Origin of the sequence: Photobacterium sp. GB-36, from assembly GCF_003026135.1 — a bacterium.
GTDB lineage: Bacteria > Pseudomonadota > Gammaproteobacteria > Enterobacterales > Vibrionaceae > Photobacterium.
In genome coordinates this window covers 187,031-211,669 of record NZ_PYNY01000003.1, presented here as the reverse complement: position 1 = coordinate 211,669, position 24,639 = coordinate 187,031, and the positions used below count along the sequence as shown (strand labels likewise).

The following is a 24,639-nucleotide window of genomic DNA, read 5'->3' as shown; positions in this document are numbered from 1 at the left end:
TTAAAAGGACAGAACAATGCATCCAGCACTATGGGTAAGTAAAACCGGTCTTGACGCGCAGCAGACAAATATCTCGACTATTTCTAACAACTTGGCTAACGCATCAACCGTTGGTTTTAAAAAAGGTCGCGCGGTTTTTGAAGATCTCTTTTATCAAAATATTAATCAACCGGGCGGTCAGTCAACTCAAGATACCACATTACCAACAGGTTTAATGTTGGGGGCGGGTTCAAAAGTGGTTGCGACACAAAAAGTCTTTACTCAAGGTAATACTCAAACCACCAATAACGCCATGGACATGATGATCGAAGGTGATGGCTTTTTCCAAGTGCTATTACCTGATGGCAACATAGGTTATACCCGTAATGGTCAGTTCACGATTAACTCTGAAGGTCAATTGGTTACCAGTGGTAGTGGCTATCCTGTCCAGCCTGAGATTGTGGTACCTGAAGATGCGGTAGGCATCACCGTCGGTACTGATGGTGAAGTTTCTGCCCGTATTCGTGGAGAGCAAGAAAACCAAGCCTTGGGGCAAATTACGACTGTCGACTTTATTAACCCAGGTGGTATGGAGCCTATCGGTCAGAACTTATTCTTACCAACCGGCGCGAGTGGTGATCCTCAAGAAGGAACGCCAGGCTTAGAAGGATATGGTTCTATTCGCCAATCTATGCTTGAAACGTCCAACGTAAACGTGACGGAAGAGCTTGTGAATATGATTGAAGCACAACGTGTTTATGAGATGAACTCGAAGGTGATTTCAACTGTTGATCAGATGTTGAGTTACGTTAACCAGCAGTTGTAATGATTGGTGGTAATGAATGAATTGCGCTCAGGTAAATAAAATGAATCGTCAGTGGATGAAAAAATCATTACTTCTATTAAGTTTGGCATTAACCGGCTGTGTATCTACACCACCTGATGTTGCTGGCAGTGATATTGAAAAAGCCACCACCAATGTTGATGCGGTAGAAGGTAAAGAGAAAGAGTCGAAAGGGCTGATTGATCGGATCCGTAAACGCGAAGATCCAGAAGCGGGCGATCCCGCTTGGAATCCTGTTCGTCCACAAGATAAACCTGAGCATTACGCAACCGCAACAGGCTCTTTATTTAATCAATCACAAGTGCAAGATCTGTATGACGACACTAAGCCCCGTGGTATTGGTGATATCGTCACAATTTTACTCGAAGAAAAAACCGCAGCGAAAAAGAGTGCAAGTTCAGATTTAGATAAATCTACCGATTTAAATATGAAGCCAATAGAGCTAGGGGGGAAACCCGTCACCATTCGTGATTACAGCTTGTCTTATGGTATGTCGAACAACAACACATTTGCAGGCTCTACTTCTGCCGATCAAAGTAACAGTATTAAAGGTTCTATTTCAGTTGAAGTGGTTGAGGTTTTAAATAACGGTAACTTGGTTGTACGTGGTGAAAAATGGCTAATGCTTAACACTGGCGAAGAATATATTCGGGTTAGCGGACATATTAGACCTGACGATATTAGCCAAGATAACACCATTGCATCAACACGTATTTCTAATGCGCGGATCCAATACTCAGGTACCGGTGATCGCCAAGATATTCAAGAGCAAAATTGGTTATCACGTTTCTTTAACGTTGCTTTCTAATCAGCCAATTTTGTCAAAACATAGCGTTAGGGACAGGAGAATCCATTGAATTTTCGCGCAATTATTATTACTGGATTAATTTTATTATCTGGCACTGTGGATGCGGCACGTATTAAAGATGTCGCTTCTGTTGCAGGCGTTCGTAGTAACCAACTCGTCGGTTATGGTTTAGTCGTTGGTTTGCCTGGTACTGGCGAGACAACGCCTTTCACCGATCAAAGCTTTAATGCCATGTTGCAAAATTTCGGCATTCAATTGCCGGTAGGTACAAAGCCAAAGATCAAAAACGTTGCCGCTGTTGCCGTTAATGCCACTTTGCCTCCTTTTACCAAACAAGGTCAAAGCATTGATGTTACCGTCTCTTCAATTGGTTCCGCCAAGAGTTTACGAGGTGGTACGTTATTGCAAACTTTCTTAAAAGGTTTAGATGGCAAGGTTTATGCAATAGCTCAAGGTACATTGGTGGTTGGTGGCTTTAGTGCAGAAGGGGCAGATGGCTCTAAAGTGATCGGTAATACGCCAACGGTAGGTCGAATCTCTAACGGTGCAATGGTTGAACAAGAAGTCCCGAACCCATTTGGACGCGGTGATTACTTAACCTTTAACCTGCATGATTCAGATTTTACCACGGCGCAGCGTATGGCGGATTCTATTAATCAGTTTTTAGGGCCTCAAATGGCATCAGCTGTCGATGCAACATCAATAAAAGTGCGAGCACCACGCGATGTTAGCCAGCGAGTTGCGTTCCTATCAACAGTTGAAAACTTAGAGTTTGATCCGGCAGAAGGCTCCGCGAAAATTATCGTAAACTCACGTACTGGTACCATTGTTATTGGCCAGCATGTGAAGTTAAAACCTGCGGCAATCACCCATGGTGGTATGACAGTTTCCATTAAAGAAAATCCACAGGTGAGTCAACCCAATGCCTTTGCTGGTGGTGAAACAACCGTGGTGGAGAACAGTAATATCAACGTACAGCAATCTGATGCACGCATGTTTAAGTTTGAGCCCGGTGTGTCGTTAGATGAGCTTGTTCGAGCGGTGAATCAAGTGGGCGCCGCACCATCAGATCTAATGGCAATTTTACAAGCGCTGAAACAAGCGGGTGCCATTGAAGGGCAGTTAATCATCATTTAACCCTGATGATTTAACTAAAAAGTAATCAACAAGGATTATAATATGAAGCAAATTGATCCCGGTTTTGTCCATGATATTAGTAACCTAGACCGTCTACGTGCGGGTATTGGTGAAGATTCAAAGGGATCATTGCGTCAGGCGGCTAATCAGTTTGAGTCTATCTTTACTCAGATGCTATTTAAGTCAATGCGCGAAGCGAACGAAGCGTTTGAATCTGATTTAATGAGTAGCAATAACAGTAAGTTTTATCAGCAAATGCATGATGAGCAGATGTCATCTCAGCTAAGCACCACTGGAAGTTTGGGCTTGGCTGATATGATTGTTAAGCAATTGGGTGGCGAAGATAACGAACAAAAGCCGCATACTCCAACGACAGATTTATTCCCGAAAAAAGACAATACGGATCCATTGCAGATTCGCCCAATCGATAATAAATCCCAGCCATTAACACTACCGCAACGAGAAGATCAAAACAGTGTTGCGGCACAACAGGTATTAGAAAAATATAAGCAGCGATTACAAACCGCTGATGTTCAGCCGCCATTACGACAACCAGAACCTGATCGTTTTGAAACGCCACAAGCATTTGTTGATCATATGGCACCGTATGCAACGAAAGCGGCACGTGCGTTGGGCACCGATCCTGCAATGTTGATAGCGCAAGCGGCGTTAGAAACCGGTTGGGGTAAAAAAGTGATCAAAAATGCGGCAGGAACGAGTAACAACTTATTTAATATTAAAGCCGATCCACGTTGGAGTGGGCAAAAGGTTGCCACGCGTACATTGGAATATCATAACGGTGTTGCTGTACAAGAAAATGCGGCGTTTCGCTCTTATGGCTCTTATCAAGATAGCTTTCAAGATTTTGTGAAGTTCTTACAACAGAACCCACGTTATTCAACTGCGTTAAAACATAGTGGTGAGCCGAATCAATTTATTCGAGAAATACATAAAGCAGGGTATGCCACCGATCCTAATTACAGTAATAAAGTATTAGCAGTAATGAAAAAGGTAAAAACATTAATGTAAAAAGAAGGGATATATAAAAAAGCGGATTAAAATAAAACATTTATATTCTATCAAATAATATTTGATGGAAGTTTTTTAGCATCTGAAATATAGGGTTATACAACAATGTCAATAATGTTCGATACCATTTTAATTAGATCGTTACTTTCAAATAAAGCATTTTCTACTTCTTTTTCAGGTACTTGCTTTTCTTCTGTTTTTTTGTCGTCAAAATGATCATTAACGAGTGGCACAACAACTTCTTTTAATGCGTAACCAATTAATCCTGATACTAATAAGTTCATAATCATTATCCTTTATGTTTTATTTTAATTTGGGTTGAGCTTTTAAATTATAAACAAATAGCGATTTATTACCATCTTTAAATACTCAAAAATAATCGTTTAATTAAAAAAACTTTTATTATTTTTAATTGGTTCGATTTTTGCAAAGAAGCTATCGTAATGCACGCCTTATATGAAGAAGCGTCATTAAGATTGATATAAAACATCACGTTGTTAATGAGTTAGGGAATTAATATGGCGTCGGATTTAATGCAGCTTGGTATCAGTGGTTTGCGTACATCGCAAAAGCAACTTGATGTAACCAGCCATAATATTAGTAACGTGCATACCGCAGGTTATAGCCGTCAGGTGGTCGATCAAAAAGCGGCCGATGCACAATGGAGCGGCGGTAACTATTACGGCAGTGGTGCGTACATTGATAGCGTTAATCGTGCTTATGATCAGTTTGCTGCCCGTGAATTAACCCTCTCTACCACCCAGCTTGAAGCTTCAAATGTTCGTCAACAGCACATGATGATGCTGGATGATTTCACCTCAAAAAGTGCTGTTAACACAGTTAATAGCATGAATAATTTTTATAACTCGGTACGTTCATTGTCAGATCACCCTAACGATCTTGGCTCTCGTCAAACCGTGTTAGAGCATGCCGAACAAGCGGCAAGAAGTTTTAATAATTCTTATGAAACGTTAACCAATATTCGTCGAGATGTGAATGAGCAACTGGATGTAACACTTGAGCGTGTGAATGCATTAGGGCAAGAACTTGCCGCTATTAATACCAGTTTACAAGGCATGCCTGATGGCGATAAAAACCATGACTTGCTGGATAAACAACGAGGCTTAATTAATGAATTAGCCAAATATACCAAAGTGACAGTATTGGCGGATAAAGGCAGCCTTGCCGATAAAGTCATTATTGGTAGCGGTGATACCTTGGTTTCTGGCGTTGAATCATCACAATTAAAAATGGTTAATGGTGATCCTGATTTGGAAGACAAACAGATGGCATTAATTAACGGGAATCAAGCCAAAGCCATTAAAAGTGATCACATTGGCGGAGGATTAGGTGCCATGTTGTCGATCCGTGATGATGTAATAGATAAAAGCCTCGATGAAATGGGGCGAATGGCGATTGGCTTTTCAAAGCAAATAAACGATTTGCAGCAATCGGGTACCGATCTCTCAGGTGCGGTTGGAGGTGCTATTTTTTATGATGTTAACAACCCTAACTTAATGAAAGAGCGAGTATTAAAGCCATTAGGTAGCCAAACTGACATTGATGTCAAAATTGATGATGTAAATGCGTTAAAAACGGGAGAATACCAGCTTACAACTGAATTTGATGGTACTGATTATAGTTTTCGCTTAATCGATCCCGCTGGCAATGAGATGAAACAGTCAAACGGCAATCCACTTATATCTCCAACGGCGACAATGCCTTTATCAGTCAGTGTCGATGGTTTAACGTTAACCATGAATACTGTGATGGGCAATCCCCCTGCGGCAGGACAAAGTGAGACCGTCATCATTCAGCCGATGCGTCGTGGTGCGGCAAACATTAGCGTGGAGATGTCAGATCCTCGTGGCCTAGCAGGGAATAAAATATCCAGTATTGAAGCTAACCCAAATAACGTTGGAACAGCAGAGCTCAATAAAGCCGGCGGGTTAGTGCCTGACCAATTAGCGGGCACCTACAGAGTCGACATTATTAACAGCGCTGATTTAACAGCGACCAATAATGCAAGTAACACTGGTACAGCGACGCTGACGGCTATTCAAGCTGCTGGTGCCACAGTGGCACAAGGCACGTATACCCTTAGCTTAAATGGTGCGGGCGATAAACTTAGCATGGTAGATGCTGCAAATAATCCGATTAATTTAGTGGATGCTACGGGTACTGTTGTTAACGAGCTAGACTATCCACTGACAACAACGGGCAATGTATTAACCATGGTTGCTAGCAATGGTGATCAAATCAGCGTAGCAAGTTTAACTTCAGGTGCAGCGATTGGTGATACGTTTACGTTAGCCATCACCGCTTCTGACAAGTTAACAGTAACGAATACTCAAACGAACACCCTAATGGATTTAAAAGATGATGCGGGTAATACCGTCCAATCACTGGCTTATCCATTAACTAACGTGAGTAAAGAAATTACCTTTGCAGGCCAAACAGCCCCGACATTGTCACTGACGGATAATGGTCAAGTTGGAGATAACTTCACGGTGACTTTAGGCCGGACTAATGCGGTAGGTGGCAACAGTAACTTCTTAGCAATGCAGCAAATTCAGCATGGCAAAACCATGAATGAGGGCAAATCGAGTGTGATTGATTTGTTTGAAGGGTTAGCAACAGACATTGGTATGTTAAAGAATAATGCGGATAAAACTGCAGAAGTCAATCAATTGGATTTTGATGCCGCGTCCGAGCGAGTATCGAACTTATCGGGTGTTAATCTTGATGAAGAAGCCGCTAATCTTATGAAGTTCCAGCAATCTTACATGGCATCATCTCGGATCATGTCAGTGGCTAAAGAAACCTTTGATACCTTAATGCGTACCGTGTAGTAGGAGTAAATCATGATTAACCGAGTTTCTACTGCTAGCCAGTATCAAAGTTTAACCTCGAATTTAATGCGTAAGCAGGGTGAACTAAATACCAGTAATGAACATTTAGCGACGGGTCGACGCGTATTAACCGCCGGTGATGATCCTGTTTCATCAGTAATGATTCAGAATTATCGTCAAGAGCAGACACTCATCACGCAATATCAAGATGCGATAACATTAGCGACCAACCGCATGAATGTGACGGAATCAACGTTAACGGGTGTAGAGAACAATCTTGATGTGACGAAACAAAAAGTCATTCACATGATCAATGGTGCTATGGCTGCAGAAGATCGCAGTGCCTTTAAAGATGAATTGCAGAGCCTTTATGATGAGTTATTGGGGCTGGCAAATACACAAGATGAATCGGGTAACTATATTTTTGCAGGTACACAATCAGCCACCAAACCGTTTATGCAAAATGGACAAACGCCACCAACCATTGTTTATCAAGGGGATGATCAAGCACGTCATAGCCAAATAGATAAAAACTTAGAGGTGAAGACCAGCTTAACGGGTAATGATGTCTTCATGGCGATACCCAACCCTTACGGTGATTACCGGCCTGACTTTTCTGGTTTACAATCAGACTCGCAGCTACATGTTTTAACGGCAACAAATAGCAATCCTAATGACAGCAACAATTACAGTGTTAAGTTTGTCGATAATGCTGGTGTAATGGAATATCAACTTTATCAAGGGGACCCAACAACGGGGGTACTATTAGATCAAAATACTTATGATCCTACAGTGGGGGTAAACTTTGATCTCGCAGCTGCTGGTGGTGCGGGGACGTTAGACTTTCAATTTGATGGTGAAATCAAAATGGGTGATAGTGTCGCGTTAACCCCGAGTAAAACCTTTAACGTTTTAGATTCTCTTAAAGATGCGATTAACAACGCAGAGCAGCCAACGTCATCAGCAGAAGGTAATGCCAATTTACAACGTGTTATTGATGATTTAAATGGCGCATTCATTCACATGAACCAGCAGCGCTCGCAGGTTGGTAGTGTGTTACAAACCCTTGATAGACAGGGCGAACAACACAAAGATTTTGAATTAACCTTGAATAAAGCACAAAGCGGCTTAGAAGATCTTGATTACAGCAAAGCGATCATTGATATGAATGAACAATCGATGGCACTGCAAGCATCACAGGCTGCGTTTAATAAGACAAAAGAACTCACATTATTTAATTATTTATAGCTATCTGTCATAGAATTAAGCGGCAATAAGTTGCCGCTTTTTTTTGTCTAACTTACTGTAAAAAAATAAAGTTAACCCTTGATAAGAAAAAAATAAAAAAAAACATTAAAGCATTTTCTCGCCGTGCCGTTAAAGAAATCACAACAGGAAATACTTAGTTAGCCCGGGAATCGCTGGGTATCAAATCAAGGAGCTACAATTATGGCTGTTACAGTTAATACTAACGTCTCTGCAATGACCGCCCAGCGTTACCTAAACGGTGCAAGCAACGGCGTTGCTAATAGCATGGAAAAACTTTCTTCTGGTCTTCGCATTAACTCTGCAAAAGATGATGCTGCAGGTCTTCAAATCTCAAACCGTTTAACCAGCCAAACAAACGGTCTAAACGTAGCAATGCGTAATGCCAACGACGGTATCTCAATGGCGCAAACCGCTGAAGGCGCGATGTCAGAAACAACAAACATGCTTCAACGTATGCGTGATTTGTCTCTTCAAGCAGCGAATGGCTCAAACTCAGCTGAAGACCGTGAAGCACTTCAAAAAGAAGTAAGTGCCTTACAAACAGAAATGACCCGTATTGCAGATACTACAACGTTTGGTGGTCAACAGTTATTAGATGGTACTTTCGGTACGAAATCCTTCCAAGTTGGCTCAAATGCGAATGAGACTATTGATGTTTCATTATCAAGTGTTGCTTCTGGCGATATTGGTCAACACCAGAAATCAGGTGCTGGTACTGTATTTGGCGCAGCAGCAGCAGCAGGCACAGCATACGGTTTAGCAACAGGCGCAAGTGATATAGTTTTATCAGGTCCAAATGGTGTTTCAGCTACTACTGATATTTCAACAATGGATGCTAAAGCAGCAGCTGATGCCTTGAGTGCATTGGGTACTGGTGTTGAAGCTAAGGCTACGGCTCGTGTTGAGTTGGATAATTTGACTGCTTCCGATACTGGTACACTGGAGATTGGTACAACAAGTTATGACTTAAGCTCTTATAATGGTGATATGTCTGAGCTTGCAAGTGATATCGGTAAAGATGGTTATAATGCTACTTATGATAAGTCTACAGGTAAATTGCAGATCGAAGCTGAAGATGTTGCAGGTATTAAAGCTGTAGGTCCTGCAGGCGGTACATTAACTATGGCGGCAGTTGATCCTTCAACGGGAGTTGCTGGTACAGCTGCTACTGTTAATGTTGGTGGTGCTGTAGTTAATTCTGAATTAACTTTTAGTTCTAGTGATAAGTTTACGGTAACTGGTACTGCTACAGCCATTACTACTGCAGCTGGTAACTCATCTTTAAGTACTGTTAAAGATATCGATATTACAAGTCAGAGTGGTGCTCAAGGCGCACTAGACGTTATTGACGCAGCTATTGCTGGGATTGACTCACAACGAGCAGATTTGGGTGCGGTACAAAACCGTTTTAACCACACGTTAAATAACCTTGCGAACATCAATGAAAACGTAAATGCATCAAACAGCCGTATTAAAGATGTCGATTTCGCAGCTGAAACCACTAACATGACGAAGAACCAAATTCTGCAACAAGCAAGTACTTCAATTCTTGCGCAAGCTAAGCAGATCCCACAAGCGGCACTTAGCCTACTGGGTTAATCATTCAAATGAAGCCCTGTATATTCAATACAGGGCTTTTTACTTACAGCGATATCGCTAAGGACTGGCTATGGCGATCAATCCGATAACTATCTTTTCATCGTCTTTAACCTCTAATCAGGATATGGAAGGCGATAAGAAAGTTCGTCACACTTCCCCTCAAGGTGTAGAGCAACAAACTGTTAGCTCTGAATCTTCCCTATCATCGATAAAGGCTGTTAATCCTATTGATTCCAGTGACATTGACGATCCCCTTAATTCATCTTTGCTAGAGCAAAAGTCGGAACAAGAGAGAATTAAGCAGATTGAAATGGCATTACAATCTGCCAATCGTTCGTTACGTTTCCATCAAGATGATGAGTCAGGTAAACCAATTGCCACCATAGTTGATAACAAAACGGGTGAAGTTATTCGCCAAGTTCCGGCACAAGAATTGCTAGATTTAAACAAAAATTTGGCCAAGTACGGTTTAGGCTCGTTAAGTCATAAAGTGTAAAAGGAAAACTCATGGGGTTAAGTGCAGGTGGTTTAGCTTCTGGCTTAGATGTGGCGGGCATGACGCAACAATTGGTTGCCGCCGAGCGTACGCCAAAAGAGCAACGCATTAAAGAGCAGCAACAAAAACTGGAAGTACAGTTAAGTGGCTACGGGCAAATTAAATCGGCGGTATCTGGTTTAGAAGATATGGTGAAAAAATTTGCTGAAGATAAAGTATTTGCAGGTCAATCAGCTAAATCATCTGAGAAAGATTTTGTCTCTGTTGAAGCATCAGATAAAGCAAAAAATGGTAGTTATACCGTTGAAGTGTTAGAAATTGCCAAATCTCATAAAGTGGTCACTAACAGTGCTTTTGATGCCGATCCTAAAGCACAACTGGGATCGGGCGATTTGGAAATTACCGTTGATGGTAAAACCATGTCTGTCACCATTGATCAAGATAAAAGCAGCTTAAAAGATGTACTGAATGCAATTAACAATTCTGCAGATAACCCTGGTGTAACGGCAACAGTTATTAATGATGCCAATGGTTCGAAAATTGTTTTTTCAAGCACTGATACCGGTGTTGCCAATGAAATTTCTATTGATGCTTCAGGGATGACGGGCGAGCTAGCCAAATTAAGCTTTGATCCTGCCAATCCAACAGCCAATGCCGATATGGTTGAGATGCAAAACGGTGTTGATGCCAAAATAAAAATTGATAACTTCACCGAGATCACTAGTAGTAGTAATAAAATCGAAGATGCCATTGAAGGTGTGACGCTTGATATTAAAAAACTCACAAATACTGACGATGTTAAGTTCGCAACGATTGATATCACCAACGACACTTCAACGGCAAAGTCTTCAATTGAAGACTTTGTTGAAAAGTACAATGAGTTTATCGATACCGCTGATAGTTTAAGTAAATACGATACAGAGTCTAAATCTAGTGGGCCATTAAACGGTGATAGTTTAACCCGTTCAATTATCAGTCAAATGCGAAATATGATGAATGCGGGTATCGAAGTTGATGGTAGAACTTATAGCTTAAGTGACTTTGGTATTACCACTGACCGTTATGGAAAAATCGAGATTGATGATGAAAAGTTAGATGAGTCTTTAAAAGATAATTTTAATGCATTTAATTCTTTCTTCCATACCGATGAAAAAGGCTTTCTTGATAAGGCTGAAGCTATTTTTAAAGGTTACACCAGTTCAACGGACGGCTCTCTAACCAATAAAGAGAAAAGTTTAAAAGAGCAGCAAGACAGATTAAACGATGATATGGATGATTTAAATGAGCGAATGAAAGCTTATGAAGAACGAACCTATCAACAGTTTACCGCGATGGATGCAGCTATTGGAAAAATGAATAATCAGCTGAATACCATGATGAGCCTAATGACATTTTAAAGTGAATGAAAAATGGAAAAATTAACTCAACTCGAACAGCAGATTGAACAGCTTTTGCAGCAGCAAGATTATCCTGATGATTTTCCTCAACAATTGGAAAATTTGGTTGCTCTGCGTCATCAAGAAGTAGAAAACATCTTAGGGCAACCTGATTTAACGCGTGTCGTGTTTGATGATGTGGTTGCACGAACGAAAGCATTAAAAAGCTTAATTCAAAAACACAAAGACATTATTGGCGAGCGATTAGTGCGTTCTAAAAAGAGCAAACAATCGTTATCACTGTATAGCAATATTCAACAAAACGGTTTATAGCCTTCTTGGTTTTGTTGATTTTGATTTCACTTATTAAATAAGGGATTACATCATGCGTGGTTCTCTTCAGGCATATAAAAAAGTTTCAGTAAACGCACAATTAGCCAGTGCTTCTCCTCACCGTATTATTCAAATGCTGTATGCAGGGGCGATTGAGCGTTTAATTCAAGGAAAAGCGGCAATGGAGCAAGGCAATGTTGCGGTTAAATGCGAGCGTTTAAGCAAAGCATTAGATATTGTACTAAGTCTGCGTGATTGCTTATCAATGGAAGACGGTGGTGATATTTCCAAGAACCTTGATGCCCTATATGAGTTTATGGCTGCAGAGATCAGCCGAGCAAATGCCGAAAACCAAACTAAGCCCATTGATGATGTGATTGGTATGCTACGTGAGATCAAATCAGCGTGGGATCAAATCCCAACTGAGTATCATCATTTAAGTGAAGCGAGTTAATTAATAAAGTTAAGTGTTAAAATGCATATAGGCAGGATAACACTATAAAAAATGGTAATAACTCTTCAAATATAGGATGAATAGCTGTAAATGCGCAATATTCGTCCTATTGTTTTATCTATCCTTGTATTGGTATCACACCTTTCCGTTATCAAATATTGCCTTCTCCTATGGTTTAATTACAATAGATACCAATAATATTGGCAGTGGTTCGCATTTCTATTAAATAGGCCAATAATTACATCATTTTATGAAGGCAGGCTATATCCATTCTATGCAAGGTTTAGCAAAGACACTCGTTATTGAGGACGATCAACAGCAACGTCATGATCTCAGTGTAATTCTGGGGTTTGTTGGTGAGCAGTGTGAAATTATCTCGTCACAGAGTATTGATGCATCATTATGGCAGCAGTCATGGGGCGCATGTTTACTGGGCAATATTGAAGTAAATAAACATTTATCTCATATCGTAGATGCATTAAAAATTCATGCCCATATTCCTGTTGTATCGCTTGGAAATCACCGTGCTCATCTTTCTGGTTTAGCGAATTATGTTGGCGATCTAGAGTTACCTTTGCATTATAACCAACTCGTTGATGCTTTCCGTCATTGCCAAGAATACATGGGTAAACGTGCTTACCAAGTTCCTCAGCTAGGGCGTAAAAATACCTTATTCCGTAGCATGGTTGGTAGTAGCTCTACAATTAGTCAGATCCGTCACCTTATGGAGCAAGTGGCTGCTTGTGATGCCAGTGTGCTGATTTTAGGTGAATCTGGTACAGGCAAAGAAGTCGTGGCACGTAACGTTCATTATCACTCTGCGCGTGGTAAAGGTCCGTTTGTTCCTGTTAACTGTGGTGCTATTCCGCCAGATTTACTGGAAAGTGAATTGTTTGGTCATGAAAAAGGGGCATTTACTGGTGCGATTTCTGCACGTAAAGGCCGTTTTGAATTAGCTGAAGGTGGTACGTTATTTCTTGATGAAATCGGTGATATGCCGATGTCGATGCAAGTTAAGCTCCTACGCGTTTTGCAAGAACGAAGCTTTGAACGTGTTGGTGGTAGTCAAACCATTAAAACCAACGTACGTATTGTTGCAGCAACACACCGCGATTTAGACAAAATGATCCATGAGAATTTATTCCGTGAAGATTTGTACTATCGCCTTAATGTTTTTCCTATTGATATGCCCGCATTGCGTGAACGTATTGAGGATTTGCCTTTATTACTTCAAGAGTTGCTTACTCGAATGGAAGCTGAAGGTGCGAAACGCATTCACTTCACACCGCGTGCGATTAATTCATTAATGGAGCATAACTGGCCGGGTAACGTACGTGAACTTGCAAACCTTGTTGAGCGTTTATGTATTCTGTACCCCGGTGAAATGGTCGATACTAATCATTTGCCGATTAAGTATCGCTACGGCCAACTTCCTGACTTTACGCCAGAAAGTTCTCAACCAAGTGTTGAGGAATTAGAGCAAGAAGCATTAGCAAGTATGTTTTCATCATATGAAGATGAGCAAACAGGTGTAAATAGCGAGCTTCCTCCTGAAGGGCTAAATTTAAAAGAAATGTTAGCTGATCTTGAAGTTGATATGATCAAGCAAGCGTTAGATGCTCAGTCAGGTGTTGTTGCAAGGGCGGCTGATATGCTTGGTATGCGACGCACTACGTTAGTAGAAAAAATGCGTAAATATGGTCTGAATAAAGAAGGCTTATAGAGCGTCATGAATTTATACAAAGCCGATGCCATTAATTTGACATCGGCTTTTTTATTCCTCATAGCAATCGAAATAGCAGGTTGTTAATACATCACTTTCAACAGAGCGGGCTAACAATCACTTTCTTTTAATTTATTTTTAGCAATAACCTCTCAAAAAACTGCTGCCAATCTGTATTTTTTTAGCCAATTCCATAAAACTCTAATATATTGTCATTTTTTTGACATTGTTTTTTTGTCATGACTATTTTGTAATTGCATGATTTAAAAGAATAATACATGGCATGTAAATTGCTTTTTTATGAATTAGATTGGATTTTTTGTTATTAGGTTTCATGCATGGATGATAAAGCGGTTGTGATTGGGGCATTAGAACAACAAGTTGAACGTTATCAACAAGTGCTGGAAGTGATGCCTGTTGGTGTCATTTTACTCGATCCTAAAGGCATTATTTGTGAAACCAATAATGAAGCATTACGTTTGCTCGGCGAGCCCCTTGAAGGTGAACGTTGGGTAGATATTATCCAGCGCTGTTTTCAGCCTCAGGAAGATGATGGACACGAAATTTCACTGCGCTCTGGCGCTAAGGTAAAATTAGCTATTTCAGCCTCTTCGGCTGGACAGTTAATTGTCATTACAGACATGACAGAAACGCGCCGATTACAATCACGATTAAGTGAAATGCAGCGACTGTCGTCCTTAGGAAAAATGGTGGCATCCTTGGCGCATCAAGTCAGAACACCATTATCGAGTGCGATGTTATACGCCGCTAATTTATCTGCCCCTAACTTGCCAGTAACAACCCGTGAACGCTTCCAAAGTAAACTTGTCGATCGTCTTCAAGATCTTGAAAAACAAGTTAATGATATGCTGCTGTTCGCCAAAGGTGGTGATAATAAAGTGGTTAATTGTTTTTCATTAGAAAGTTTACTTAATAGTATGGAAAACATGGTTGAAGCCTTGGTGATGAGCCAAAATGTTGATTTTAGTATTGACTGTGATGATGAATCACTGGCTATTTTAGGCAATGAAAATGCACTGGCGAGCGCTATCAGTAACCTAATTACAAACGCTATCCAAATGTCAGGTAAAGGCTGTACTGTTGCTGTGTCTTGTTATGCCGTAGGTGACGAAATTTTGTTATCAGTCACTGATAATGGCCCCGGTATTGCGACAGAGCTCCAAAGCAAGGTCTTAGAGCCTTTCTTTACCACTCGAAAACAAGGTACAGGGTTGGGATTAGCCGTTGTTCAAATGGTGGCACTCGCGCATCGTGGCAAGTTGTCTTTAATATCAGAGTTAGGTAAAGGGGCATGCTTTACTTTAACCCTTCCCATTGCCTCACAGCAGAATATGCAATCACAGTTAGCCGCATCGTGAGCATTAAAGTGCCAGAGCTTACTCATGGAGAGAAGAGATGAATCAAACGAGAGTCTTAGTAGTCGAAGATGATGAAGGATTACGTGAAGCATTGGTTGATACGTTAGCGTTAGCTGGCTATCAATGGATTGAAGCGGAAAGCGCAGAGCATGCTTTAGTGATCATGAAGTCGGAAGCGGTTGATATCGTTGTCTCTGATGTACAAATGGCAGGGATGGATGGATTAGCATTACTTCGCAGTATTAAATTAAATTGGCCTAAAATCCCAGTACTATTAATGACGGCTTACGCCAATATTGAAGATGCAGTCGCGGCAATGCGTGAAGGTGCGATTGATTATATGGCAAAACCCTTTGCCCCTGAAGTGCTGTTAAACATGGTCGGGCGTTATGCGCCGATAAAAAAACAAAGCAGTAAAACCGTTGTTGCTGATCCGAAAAGTATCAAGTTATTAGCACTTGCTGATAAGGTCGCAAAAACGGAGGCGAATGTGATGGTGCTAGGGCCGAGTGGCTCAGGAAAGGAAGTACTGTCTCGTTATATCCATGATAACTCCGAGCGTAAAGATGGGCCCTTTATTGCCATTAACTGCGCTGCCATTCCTGAAAATATGCTTGAAGCGACCTTATTTGGCTATGAAAAAGGTGCATTTACGGGGGCGATTCAAGCCTGTCCGGGTAAATTTGAGCAAGCGCAAGGTGGTACCTTATTGCTTGATGAAATCAGTGAAATGGATTTAGGCTTACAGGCAAAATTATTGCGTGTATTGCAAGAACGTGAAGTTGAACGTCTAGGTGGCCGCAAAAGCATTAAGTTAGATGTACGTATTCTTGCGACCAGTAACCGTGAACTTAAAACTTATGTGGCAGAAGGGCATTTTCGTGAAGATTTGTACTACCGACTTAATGTCTTCCCAATTGCTTGGCCTGCTTTAGCTGAACGTCAGGGCGATATTCTGCCTTTAGCAGCATTATTTGCAGAGCGACACAGTATCAAACAAGGAAATGTGGTACCAAGTATAAGCCAAGCTGCACAAGATAAATTAGTGCAATACCCGTGGCCTGGGAATGTGCGAGAATTAGATAACGTTATTCAACGCGCGTTAATTCTTTGCGATAACAACCACATTCAACAGCAAGATATTTTATTAGAACATTTTGATTGGCTAGATACGGAAATGCCTCAAAGTGTGCCAGAGCCTGAACCTTGCGTTGTGGCTGCTCGTCCTAAACCGGCGGCAACGGGAGAAGGGCTGGGTAGTGAGTTACGTGAACAAGAGTTTAGTATTATTTTAGATACTTTAATCGCCTGTGAAGGCAGCCGTAAAGATGTGGCAGAGCAGTTAGGGATCAGTCCTCGAACTTTGCGCTATAAATTGGCGAAAATGCGTGATGCAGGTATTGAAATTCCTGCGTAGTGAGCGGTTAAAATAAATACATTTATAGAGAGAATCACGGAATGAAAGTAAACGGATTACAAGCAGAAATGCAAGCAATGAGACTGGATGCTCAAAATACCACTTCCCCTGCAACAGCCCAACAAGTGAGCTCTGATTTTGGCAATCTTTTGAGTGATGCATTGCAATCTGTGAATCAGATACAAGGGCAATCCAGTGAGTTAGCAACGCGTTTTGATCAAGGTGATCGTAGCGTTTCATTAGCAGATGTCATGATTGCAAGAAATAAGTCTAGTGTGGCGTTTGAAGCAACCGTACAAGTTCGCAATAAAATGGTACAAGCGTACAAAGAATTAATGAATATGCCGGTATAAGCCTGACTTTTTAAAGTATGGAAAGTAACACCGTTATTCTTGCAGTTTATGGGTAAAAGTCGTGGCAGAAGAAAACATTAATCAACCTTTGGCGGTATCGGGCAATGGCGCCGCTCCTGTATTACATGATGATATGGGCGCAGATCAAGGTGCTGATATTTCAGAGAAGAAAGCCTCTTCGACTGATAGTATTTTGGGTAACTTGGATTTATTACGTCAAGTTATTCTAGTGCTATCGGTGGCAATTTGTGTCGCGCTAATCGTGTTGGTAACAATGTGGATCAAAGAGCCTGAGATGCGCCCATTAGGCACTTATGATACCGAAGAATTAATTCCAATCCTCGATCACTTTGATCAAAAGAAAATTGAATATCAATTAGATGGCAATACGATCCGCGTTCCTGCTGATGAATACAGTGCGATCAAGTTAGATTTAACCCGTACTGGACTAAATGCCCAAACGGCAGAAGGCGATGATATTTTATTGCAAGACATGGGATTTGGTGTATCACAACGAATGGAAAGTGAGCGTTTAAAGCTCAGTCGTGAACGTCAATTAGCCCGTGCCATCGAACAAATTAGCCAAGTACGTAAAGTGCAGGTTTTATTGGCGACACCAAAACAAAGTGTGTTTGTTCGTCATAATCAAGAAGCGACGGCAACAGTCTTTTTAACCTTATCTTCTGGTGGTTCATTAGGCCAACAAGAAGTAGATTCCATTGTTGATATGGTGGCAACAGCGGTACCTGGGCTTCGTCCAACACGAGTGACAGTAACCGATCAACATGGTCGTTTATTGAGCTCTGGTACTGAAGATCCTAGTACAACAGCGAAACGTAAAGAATACGAATTAGAGCGAAAACAGGAACAAGCATTACGCGAAAAAATTGATGCTATCTTAATGCCTGTTTTAGGGCTGGGTAATTATACTTCGCAAGTTGATGTTGCAATGGATTTCTCGGCATTAGAAGAAACGCGTAAGCGCTATGATCCATCAACGGCGGCAACGCGCAGTGAATTTACGCTGGAAGATATTAATGGTGGTAACCAAGTTGCAGGTATTCCTGGCGCATTAAGTAATCAGCCGCCGGTTGAATCGGCTATTCCTCAGAATGTGAAAGACATGCAGTCGGGTACAAACGGCAGTGATGGTTCGGTACATAGAGAATCTACCCGTAACTATGAATTAGATACCACGATTAGTCATAAGCGTGCACAAACGGGGGTGATTGACCGTCAAACGGTATCTGTTGCGGTGGATTATAAGACCATCACAGATCCTAAAACGGGGGATGTGACTCGCGTACCTGTTTCAGAAGCAGAAATTGCTAAAATTCGCCGCCTGCTAATGGGGGGGATTGGTTTTTCAGAAGCGCGAGGGGATTTACTTGAAGTGCTTTCCGTTCCTTTTGCGTTACCAGAATCTCAATTAGCTGCCGATCTCCCTATCTGGGAAAATCCGAACTTTAGTAGCTGGGTACGTTGGATTGCAGCGGCGCTCGTTATTATTGTGGTGATTATGGTATTAGTACGTCCAGCAATGCGTAAGCTGTTGTATCCAAACCAAGCACCAGATGGTACGCCATTAGACGAAAATGGTATGCCAGTTATGGCAAACTCAGCGGATGCTGTTGGGCTTATTGGCGCAGAATTGGATGGCGGTGAAGGGTTTGAATTGAGCTCTAGTAGCTTAGATTTACCAAATTTACATAAAGATGAAGATTTACTGAAAGCCGTTCGAGCATTGGTGGATAATGAACCTGATCTCGCAGCACAAGTGGTTAAAAGTTGGGTGAATGAAGATGGCTAATGATGTTGCTATAAGTGAAAATAAATTTGATCCAAATACGCTAAGTGGGACAGAAAAAGCCGCCATTTTACTGCTTAGCCTTAGTGAGCAAGACGCTGCCAGTATTATTCGTCACCTTGAACCTAAGCAGGTGCAACGTGTGGGTGGTGCGATGGCGAGTATGACAGATCTTAGCCAAGAGAAAGTCTCCGGTGTACACCGATTGTTTCTCGAAGATATTCAAAAATACACTAGCATTGGCATGGGTAGCGAAGATTTCGTACGTAACACATTAGTTGCTGCGCTAGGTGAAGATAAAGCGAATAACCTTGTTGATCAAATCCTGATGGGCAGTGGCTCTCGTGGCTTGGATTCGCTGAAATGGATGGATCCTCGTCAAGTAGCGAGCATTATTCTTAATGAGCACCCGCAGATCCAAACTATTGTTTTATCATACTTAGAGCCGGAACAATCTGCGGAAATCTTAGCGCAATTTCCTGAGCGTGTACGTTTAGATCTGATGATGCGTATTGCGAACTTAGAAGAAGTACAACCAGCGGCACTGCATGAATTGAACGATATCATGGAGAAACAGTTTGCAGGTCAAGCTGGTGCGCAAGCGGCTAAAATTGGCGGCTTGAAAGCTGCGGCTGAGATCATGAACTACCTCGATAATAATGTTGAAGGCTTGTTGATGGATCAGATCCGTGAAACGGATGAAGATACGGCGACCCAGATCCAAGACTTAATGTTTGTATTTGATAACCTAACAGAAGTCGATGATCGCGGTATTCAGACCTTGCTCCGTGATATACCGCAGGATCTCTTACAAAAAGCACTAAAAGGTGCGGATGATATGCTGCGTGATAAATTCTTCGCCAATATGTCCAAGCGTGCTTCTGAGATGCTACGTGAAGAATTAGAAGCGATGGGGCCGATTCGTGTTGCTGATGTAGAAGCGGCGCAAAAAGAAATTCTAACCATTGCTCGTCGTCTTTCTGATGCAGGTGAAATTATGCTGGGCGGCGGCGGTGGCGGTGCAGATGAGTACCTATAAAATTATCCCTATTGTTGAATTAGCAGGTGGTCGTCATGAGTGATGAACGTCGTCGCGGCTTTTATCGAGTTTCAGACCATCAAGCACAAGAATTAGAACGTTGGGCATACCCTGATTATTCAGAACAGCGTCAAGAACAAAGTGACAACGCTTTTAATTACCATCCTCGTCCTGTTATTGAAGAATTCGAGCCTGAAGAAGAAGCGGGGCCTCCGCCATTAACGGCTGCTGATTTAGAAGCGATGCAGCAATCGGCGTATGACGAAGGAATAGAGCAAGGACGACAAGCTGGACACAGTGAAGGGTTTAAAACCGGTCACGCTGAAGGGCTTGAATCTGGTCTTGTTGAAGGCAAAGAGCAAGGGTTACAACAGGGGTTAGAGCAAGCCCAACAACAAATAACAGAACAAGTGAATCATTTGGCGTCAGTGGCTGAAAAGTTATTAGCGCCAATTGCACAAGTTGATCGTGACGTTGAAGAGCAGGTGATGCAACTTGCTTTAGGTTTAGCGAAAGAGTTGATCCGAGTGGAAGTGAAAACGAACCCACAAGTGATTTTAAATACGATTCGTGAAGTGGTGGCGACGTTACCGGTTGCCAATCGTGATATTACGATGAATCTGCATCCTGAAGATGTAACCTTAGTAAAACAAAATTTTAGTGATGATGACTTGTTAGAGCGAAAATGGAAACTTATTGCTGAGCCAAGTTTAAATCGTGGTGATCTGCAATTAAATAGCCATGATACTTCGGTTGATTATTTTATCGAAGATCGTATTCGTCACTCTTTAAGTAGCTTTGAAGCGGTTAATAGTAGTATTCGAGATCAATCTAAATGACAGCCTCACTAGCCGAACGGTTAAGTCAGTATAAAACGGAAGGGACGGGGTGTAAGCCTGTTGCTTCTGGACGTTTAGTGCGAGTTGTTGGTTTAACACTTGAAGCAATAGGTTGCCGTGCTCCTGTTGGTAGCTTATGTAAAGTAGAAACATTAAATGGTGAACTTGAAGCTGAAGTTGTTGGCTTTTCAGGTGAAACCTTGTTTCTCATGCCGAGTGAACAGCTGCTTGGGGTGATGCCAGGCGCTAAAGTCACGCCAATTCTGCACAATAGTGGTCTACCCGTTGGTCCTGAATTATTAGGTCGGGTTATTGATGGGGTGGGTAATCCGCTCGATGGCTTAGGACCTATTTTTACCGAGCATCGAGCTTCATTTAATGCCACTCCTATCAATCCTCTCGCCCGTAAACCAATCAAAGAGCCGCTCGATGTGGGTATTAAAGCGATCAATGGCTGTTTGACGGTAGGCAAAGGCCAGCGTATTGGTCTGTTTGCAGGCTCGGGTGTTGGTAAGTCTGTGACTTTAGGCATGATGACTCGTGGCACCAGTGCCCAGATTGTTGTGGTTGGCCTTATTGGTGAGCGTGGTCGTGAAGTTAAAGAGTTTATTGAAGAAAGCTTAGGGCCTGAAGGCCGTGCGCGATCTGTGGTGGTGGCAGCACCTGCCGATGCATCACCATTAATGCGCTTAAAAGGTTGTCAAACCTCATTGACGATTGCTGAGTATTTCCGCGATCAGGGCTTTGATGTATTACTGCTGATGGATTCTCTGACCCGTTTTGCACAAGCACAACGTGAAATCGCATTGTCTGTTGGTGAGCCGCCAGCAACCAAAGGTTATCCACCTTCGGTATTTGCAAAGTTACCTGCGTTGGTGGAACGTGCGGGTAATGGTAATGAAAATCAAGGTTCTATAACGGCTTTCTTTACCGTTCTTAGTGAAGGTGATGACTTGCAAGATCCTATTGCAGATGCCTCTCGTGCGATTTTAGATGGTCACATTGTGTTATCTCGTGAGATGGCAGACGCTGGACATTATCCTGCGATCGATGTCGAACGTTCGGTGAGTCGTGTTATGCCTGCGATTGTGAGCGAAGAGCATATGTTGATGTCAAAAGCGGTACGTCAAATTCTTTCTATATGCCGTAAAAATCAAGATTTAGTCTCCATTGGTGCTTATAAACCCGGAACGGATAATACGATTGATCAAGCTTTTAGTTTTAAACCGAAATTAGACGCTTATCTGCAACAAGAAATGAAAGAGTCAGTGCCCTATGAGATGTGCGTCAATATGTTGCGCTCAACATTAGGTGGTTAATTGCAGGTGATCATGGATAAGGAAATTAAGTATGTCTAACGCGCTAGGATTAATCATCGAGCAAGCGAAAGAGCAAGAGCATCAAGCCAGTTTAGCGTTAAACCAAGCCCGTATTGAGCAACAAAATTACTTACAGCAATTAGCGCAGATTGAAAAATATCGATTGGATTATCTCAATCAGTTATCTGTTAGGGGCCAACAAGGTTTAACCGCAAGTCAATATAGTCATTTACAGAAATTCTTAACGCAACTGGATCAAACATTAGAAAAGCAAAAGCAAGCGGGAGGGTACTTTGAAGAACAAATTCAAAAGTGCTCCCAGCACTGGCAAGAAATGCAACAAAAAAGACGTTCGGTTGAATGGCTGGTGGAAAAACGCGAACGTGAGCATAAACAGTGGCTTGATAAGCAAGAGCAAAAAATGATGGATGAATTTGTTACATTGCAATTTGCGCGAAGGTTACAACAATAACCTTATTGATGAGTAACTGGTTTAGTTTTTGCATTACTCCAGCTTATCTCTTTTTGTCGTCGGAAGATCAAATGGTTACGTTTTGTTTTCTCCACGCCCAGTACTAGGTTTGAATTGGCTATGAATCTATTAAATCCCTTATCAACACCGCACGTAAAAGCCACACCTGCGGGATCTTCAAATACTAAAACGGTAGAAACAAATGAAGGTGACAAAGATGCTTCGTTTGATTCTCAGTTACAAGCAGCATCAACAGAGAAAACATCGGTAAGCGATTTAAAAATAGAACAAAAAACACAAAAATCGACAGATGTTGAAGCTGGTGAAGAAGCGAACAATAATGCTGTTATTGTCTCTGATGATTTAGTTATCGATACTGAATCTAACGCTGAGGTAGTCTCTGATGAGGTTGTTTCAGATGAGATGGTATCTGTTGTTGATAGTGGCGTTGTATCTATTGATGATAGTGAGGATATCACCAGTGTTGATAATGTTGATGATGGCGAAAGTATTGCTGATGTCGAAAAAATGATGTTTGAAGGTGCGGATTTCCTTCAACGTTTGAACCAATCAAATCAGCAGCTTAGTCAACAATCTTCAGGTGGGGGCAAAGCTTTGCCGCCACAGTCAGAGCAAATGCCATCATCAGATGCGTCTTTAGATGTGAAACCAGAGCTCTCTAGTGACAAATTTGTATTAGATAGCTCTGAAATCACTTCAATCAAGCAAAATGAGCTAACTGAAAAAGAGAAAGTACTACAAGCGGATGTCAAACCGAGTGAGTTAAAACTGGGCTGGCACGCTGCAACCGCTGCAGTGAAAGCGGAAAAAAGTGATGAAGCGACACTGCTTTCTCAACCCACAATCGATCCTGAATTAAAATCAACACTATCTGGTGTAAAAGCTGAACATGGTATCGTGAATGCGTTTCTTTCTGGTGAAAAAAATTCTGAACTGATCGCAACCAATGGAATGATGGAAGCGGTTAGAAAAACATTGGTTGATGGTCAGGAACAAGAGCAAGACACTATCTCTTCACAACCATTATCGGCACTAATGAGTAACCAGCAAACCAATGCGATGAAAATGGACTTACAACATGCAAATACACAGGTTCAGTCGCCATTACTGCTGACAAAAGAGCAGGCGGGAGAGCAAGTTTCTGAGCGGATTAATATGATGATGGCTAAGAATTTAAAGCAAATTGATATCCGATTAGATCCGCCAGAGCTTGGCAAAATTCAAATCAAATTAGCCTTGAATCAAGATCAAGCTTCAGTGCAATTTACCGTTAATAATAGCCAAACACGGGATATGGTTGAACAAGCAATGCCAAGGCTACGTGAGATGATGCAGCAACAAGGCTTGCAGTTAGCGCAAGGCTCTGTGCAGCAAGACAGTTCAAATCAATTTGCGCAGCAGTTCTCACAGCAGCATTCAGGGGAGCAATCATCAGGTACTGCCCATGATGAATCTTTTGCAGGCACTAATGAGACTAATTCAGATAAACATCTTGATGCGATTGAGATGTTTGTAACAAACAATAAAGATCGGGTTGATTACTATGCGTAATTAACAATTGCTAATAATTTAATTAATGAAAATAAAGACAAAAAGGAATAAAAATGGCGATGGGCAAGAAAAAGCTGATGTTAATAAGTGCAGTAGCCGTCATTGTAATATTGGCGGCAGGCATTGGCTTTTGGTTGCTAAATGGCGATGACGCTAAAGAGTCGCCACAAGTGGCTGCAACGGTTCAAGAAAGTACAACGTCACCAGCATCTGTAATGTCTGCTTACTATGTTGTATTACCTCAGCCTTTTACTTTCAATGTTACGGGTGATACACGAGATAGAGTGGTTCAAATTAAAGTGCAATTAATGGTACGTGGCGATAAAAATGAAGCCTTGGCGAAACAGCACATACCGTTAATTGAAAGTACTCTTCTTCAAGCATTCGGGGTCGCAACCGTTGAGCAATTACGTAGCCCTAATGGCCGTGATCAGTTACGCCAACAAGCGCTTGAAGCTGTGAAAGCGGCAATGGTTAAAGTGGCTGGAACACCTGCAGTTGAGCGGGTTCTTTTTACTGGTTTTGTAATGCAGTAGGTTTACA

Annotated in this window: 23 protein-coding genes; 22 read left to right on the top strand and 1 reads right to left on the bottom strand. The window is 41.7% G+C overall.

Going from position 1 to position 24,639, the window contains the following annotated elements:
- Positions 1-16 precede the first annotated feature (16 nt).
- The 4 genes from flgG to flgJ are packed head-to-tail and all read left to right on the top strand — an operon-like array spanning position 17 to position 3,797.
- On the top strand, positions 17-805 hold the full coding sequence (flgG, locus tag C9J46_RS04310; RefSeq protein ID WP_107205480.1) for a flagellar basal-body rod protein FlgG: 789 nt from the start codon (positions 17-19) through the stop codon (positions 803-805).
- A 55-nt stretch (positions 806-860) separates the two neighbouring features.
- Positions 861-1,631, top strand: coding sequence for a flagellar basal body L-ring protein FlgH (gene flgH, locus C9J46_RS04305; protein WP_199187034.1), 771 nt, complete (start codon positions 861-863; stop codon positions 1,629-1,631).
- 45 nt (positions 1,632-1,676) lie between these two features.
- Positions 1,677-2,768 (top strand): flagellar basal body P-ring protein FlgI, encoded by a 1,092-nt coding sequence (locus tag C9J46_RS04300; protein WP_006646763.1) that lies wholly within the window; start codon positions 1,677-1,679, stop codon positions 2,766-2,768.
- A gap of 42 nt (positions 2,769-2,810) precedes the next feature.
- Positions 2,811-3,797: a flagellar assembly peptidoglycan hydrolase FlgJ gene (flgJ, locus tag C9J46_RS04295; RefSeq protein WP_107205482.1), complete on the top strand. Its 987-nt coding sequence runs from the start codon at positions 2,811-2,813 to the stop codon at positions 3,795-3,797.
- Positions 3,798-3,892: 95 nt separating this feature from the next.
- On the opposite strand, the gene C9J46_RS04290 is transcribed toward flgJ, so the two are convergent.
- Positions 3,893-4,081, bottom strand: coding sequence for a flagellar hook protein (locus C9J46_RS04290; RefSeq protein ID WP_107205483.1), 189 nt, complete (start codon positions 4,079-4,081; stop codon positions 3,893-3,895).
- A gap of 234 nt (positions 4,082-4,315) precedes the next feature.
- Between C9J46_RS04290 and flgK the strand changes: the two genes are divergently transcribed.
- From flgK to fliL, 18 genes are all read left to right on the top strand, one after another.
- The gene (flgK, locus tag C9J46_RS04285) at positions 4,316-6,649 is read left to right on the top strand and encodes a flagellar hook-associated protein FlgK (protein WP_107205484.1); all 2,334 of its coding nucleotides are present in this window, start codon (positions 4,316-4,318) and stop codon (positions 6,647-6,649) included.
- 12 nt (positions 6,650-6,661) lie between these two features.
- Complete coding sequence (gene flgL / locus C9J46_RS04280) at positions 6,662-7,897, top strand: flagellar hook-associated protein FlgL (protein ID WP_107205485.1); 1,236 nt, start codon at positions 6,662-6,664, stop codon at positions 7,895-7,897.
- A gap of 201 nt (positions 7,898-8,098) precedes the next feature.
- On the top strand, positions 8,099-9,517 hold the full coding sequence (locus C9J46_RS04275) for a flagellin (protein WP_107205486.1): 1,419 nt from the start codon (positions 8,099-8,101) through the stop codon (positions 9,515-9,517).
- A 70-nt stretch (positions 9,518-9,587) separates the two neighbouring features.
- A complete protein-coding gene (locus C9J46_RS04270) occupies positions 9,588-10,013 on the top strand; it encodes a flagellar protein FlaG (RefSeq protein ID WP_107205487.1) in 426 nt (141 codons plus the stop codon).
- 11 nt (positions 10,014-10,024) lie between these two features.
- A complete protein-coding gene (gene fliD / locus C9J46_RS04265; RefSeq protein WP_107205488.1) occupies positions 10,025-11,410 on the top strand; it encodes a flagellar filament capping protein FliD in 1,386 nt (461 codons plus the stop codon).
- A 12-nt stretch (positions 11,411-11,422) separates the two neighbouring features.
- Complete coding sequence (locus C9J46_RS04260; protein WP_107205489.1) at positions 11,423-11,722, top strand: flagellar biosynthesis protein FliS; 300 nt, start codon at positions 11,423-11,425, stop codon at positions 11,720-11,722.
- 52 nt (positions 11,723-11,774) lie between these two features.
- Entirely contained in the window at positions 11,775-12,176 is a 402-nt protein-coding gene (gene fliS / locus C9J46_RS04255; protein ID WP_107205490.1) for a flagellar export chaperone FliS, read from the top strand.
- Between the two features lie 274 nt (positions 12,177-12,450).
- Positions 12,451-13,899: a sigma-54 dependent transcriptional regulator gene (locus C9J46_RS04250; RefSeq protein WP_107205491.1), complete on the top strand. Its 1,449-nt coding sequence runs from the start codon at positions 12,451-12,453 to the stop codon at positions 13,897-13,899.
- 338 nt (positions 13,900-14,237) lie between these two features.
- On the top strand, positions 14,238-15,278 hold the full coding sequence (locus tag C9J46_RS04245) for a PAS domain-containing sensor histidine kinase (RefSeq protein WP_107205492.1): 1,041 nt from the start codon (positions 14,238-14,240) through the stop codon (positions 15,276-15,278).
- Positions 15,279-15,315: 37 nt separating this feature from the next.
- Positions 15,316-16,695 (top strand): sigma-54 dependent transcriptional regulator, encoded by a 1,380-nt coding sequence (locus C9J46_RS04240; RefSeq protein ID WP_107205493.1) that lies wholly within the window; start codon positions 15,316-15,318, stop codon positions 16,693-16,695.
- A gap of 41 nt (positions 16,696-16,736) precedes the next feature.
- Positions 16,737-17,048 carry a flagellar hook-basal body complex protein FliE gene (fliE, locus tag C9J46_RS04235; RefSeq protein ID WP_107205494.1) on the top strand — a complete coding sequence of 104 codons (312 nt, stop codon included), beginning with the start codon at positions 16,737-16,739 and terminating at the stop codon, positions 17,046-17,048.
- 61 nt (positions 17,049-17,109) lie between these two features.
- A complete protein-coding gene (gene fliF, locus C9J46_RS04230; protein WP_107290589.1) occupies positions 17,110-18,858 on the top strand; it encodes a flagellar basal-body MS-ring/collar protein FliF in 1,749 nt (582 codons plus the stop codon).
- Entirely contained in the window at positions 18,851-19,894 is a 1,044-nt protein-coding gene (gene fliG, locus C9J46_RS04225; RefSeq protein WP_107205920.1) for a flagellar motor switch protein FliG, read from the top strand. Before fliF ends, fliG begins: the two co-directional genes overlap by 8 nt.
- 35 nt (positions 19,895-19,929) lie before the next feature.
- Positions 19,930-20,733 carry a flagellar assembly protein FliH gene (gene fliH, locus C9J46_RS04220; protein WP_107290588.1) on the top strand — a complete coding sequence of 268 codons (804 nt, stop codon included), beginning with the start codon at positions 19,930-19,932 and terminating at the stop codon, positions 20,731-20,733.
- Positions 20,730-22,052: a flagellar protein export ATPase FliI gene (gene fliI, locus C9J46_RS04215; protein WP_005370306.1), complete on the top strand. Its 1,323-nt coding sequence runs from the start codon at positions 20,730-20,732 to the stop codon at positions 22,050-22,052. Before fliH ends, fliI begins: the two co-directional genes overlap by 4 nt.
- Before the next feature lie 31 nt (positions 22,053-22,083).
- Positions 22,084-22,524 (top strand): flagellar export protein FliJ, encoded by a 441-nt coding sequence (gene fliJ, locus C9J46_RS04210; protein WP_045148062.1) that lies wholly within the window; start codon positions 22,084-22,086, stop codon positions 22,522-22,524.
- Between the two features lie 120 nt (positions 22,525-22,644).
- Entirely contained in the window at positions 22,645-24,096 is a 1,452-nt protein-coding gene (locus C9J46_RS04205) for a flagellar hook-length control protein FliK (RefSeq protein ID WP_107245626.1), read from the top strand.
- Between the two features lie 53 nt (positions 24,097-24,149).
- Positions 24,150-24,632 carry a flagellar basal body-associated protein FliL gene (fliL, locus tag C9J46_RS04200; protein ID WP_107205498.1) on the top strand — a complete coding sequence of 161 codons (483 nt, stop codon included), beginning with the start codon at positions 24,150-24,152 and terminating at the stop codon, positions 24,630-24,632.
- Positions 24,633-24,639: the final 7 nt, after the last annotated feature.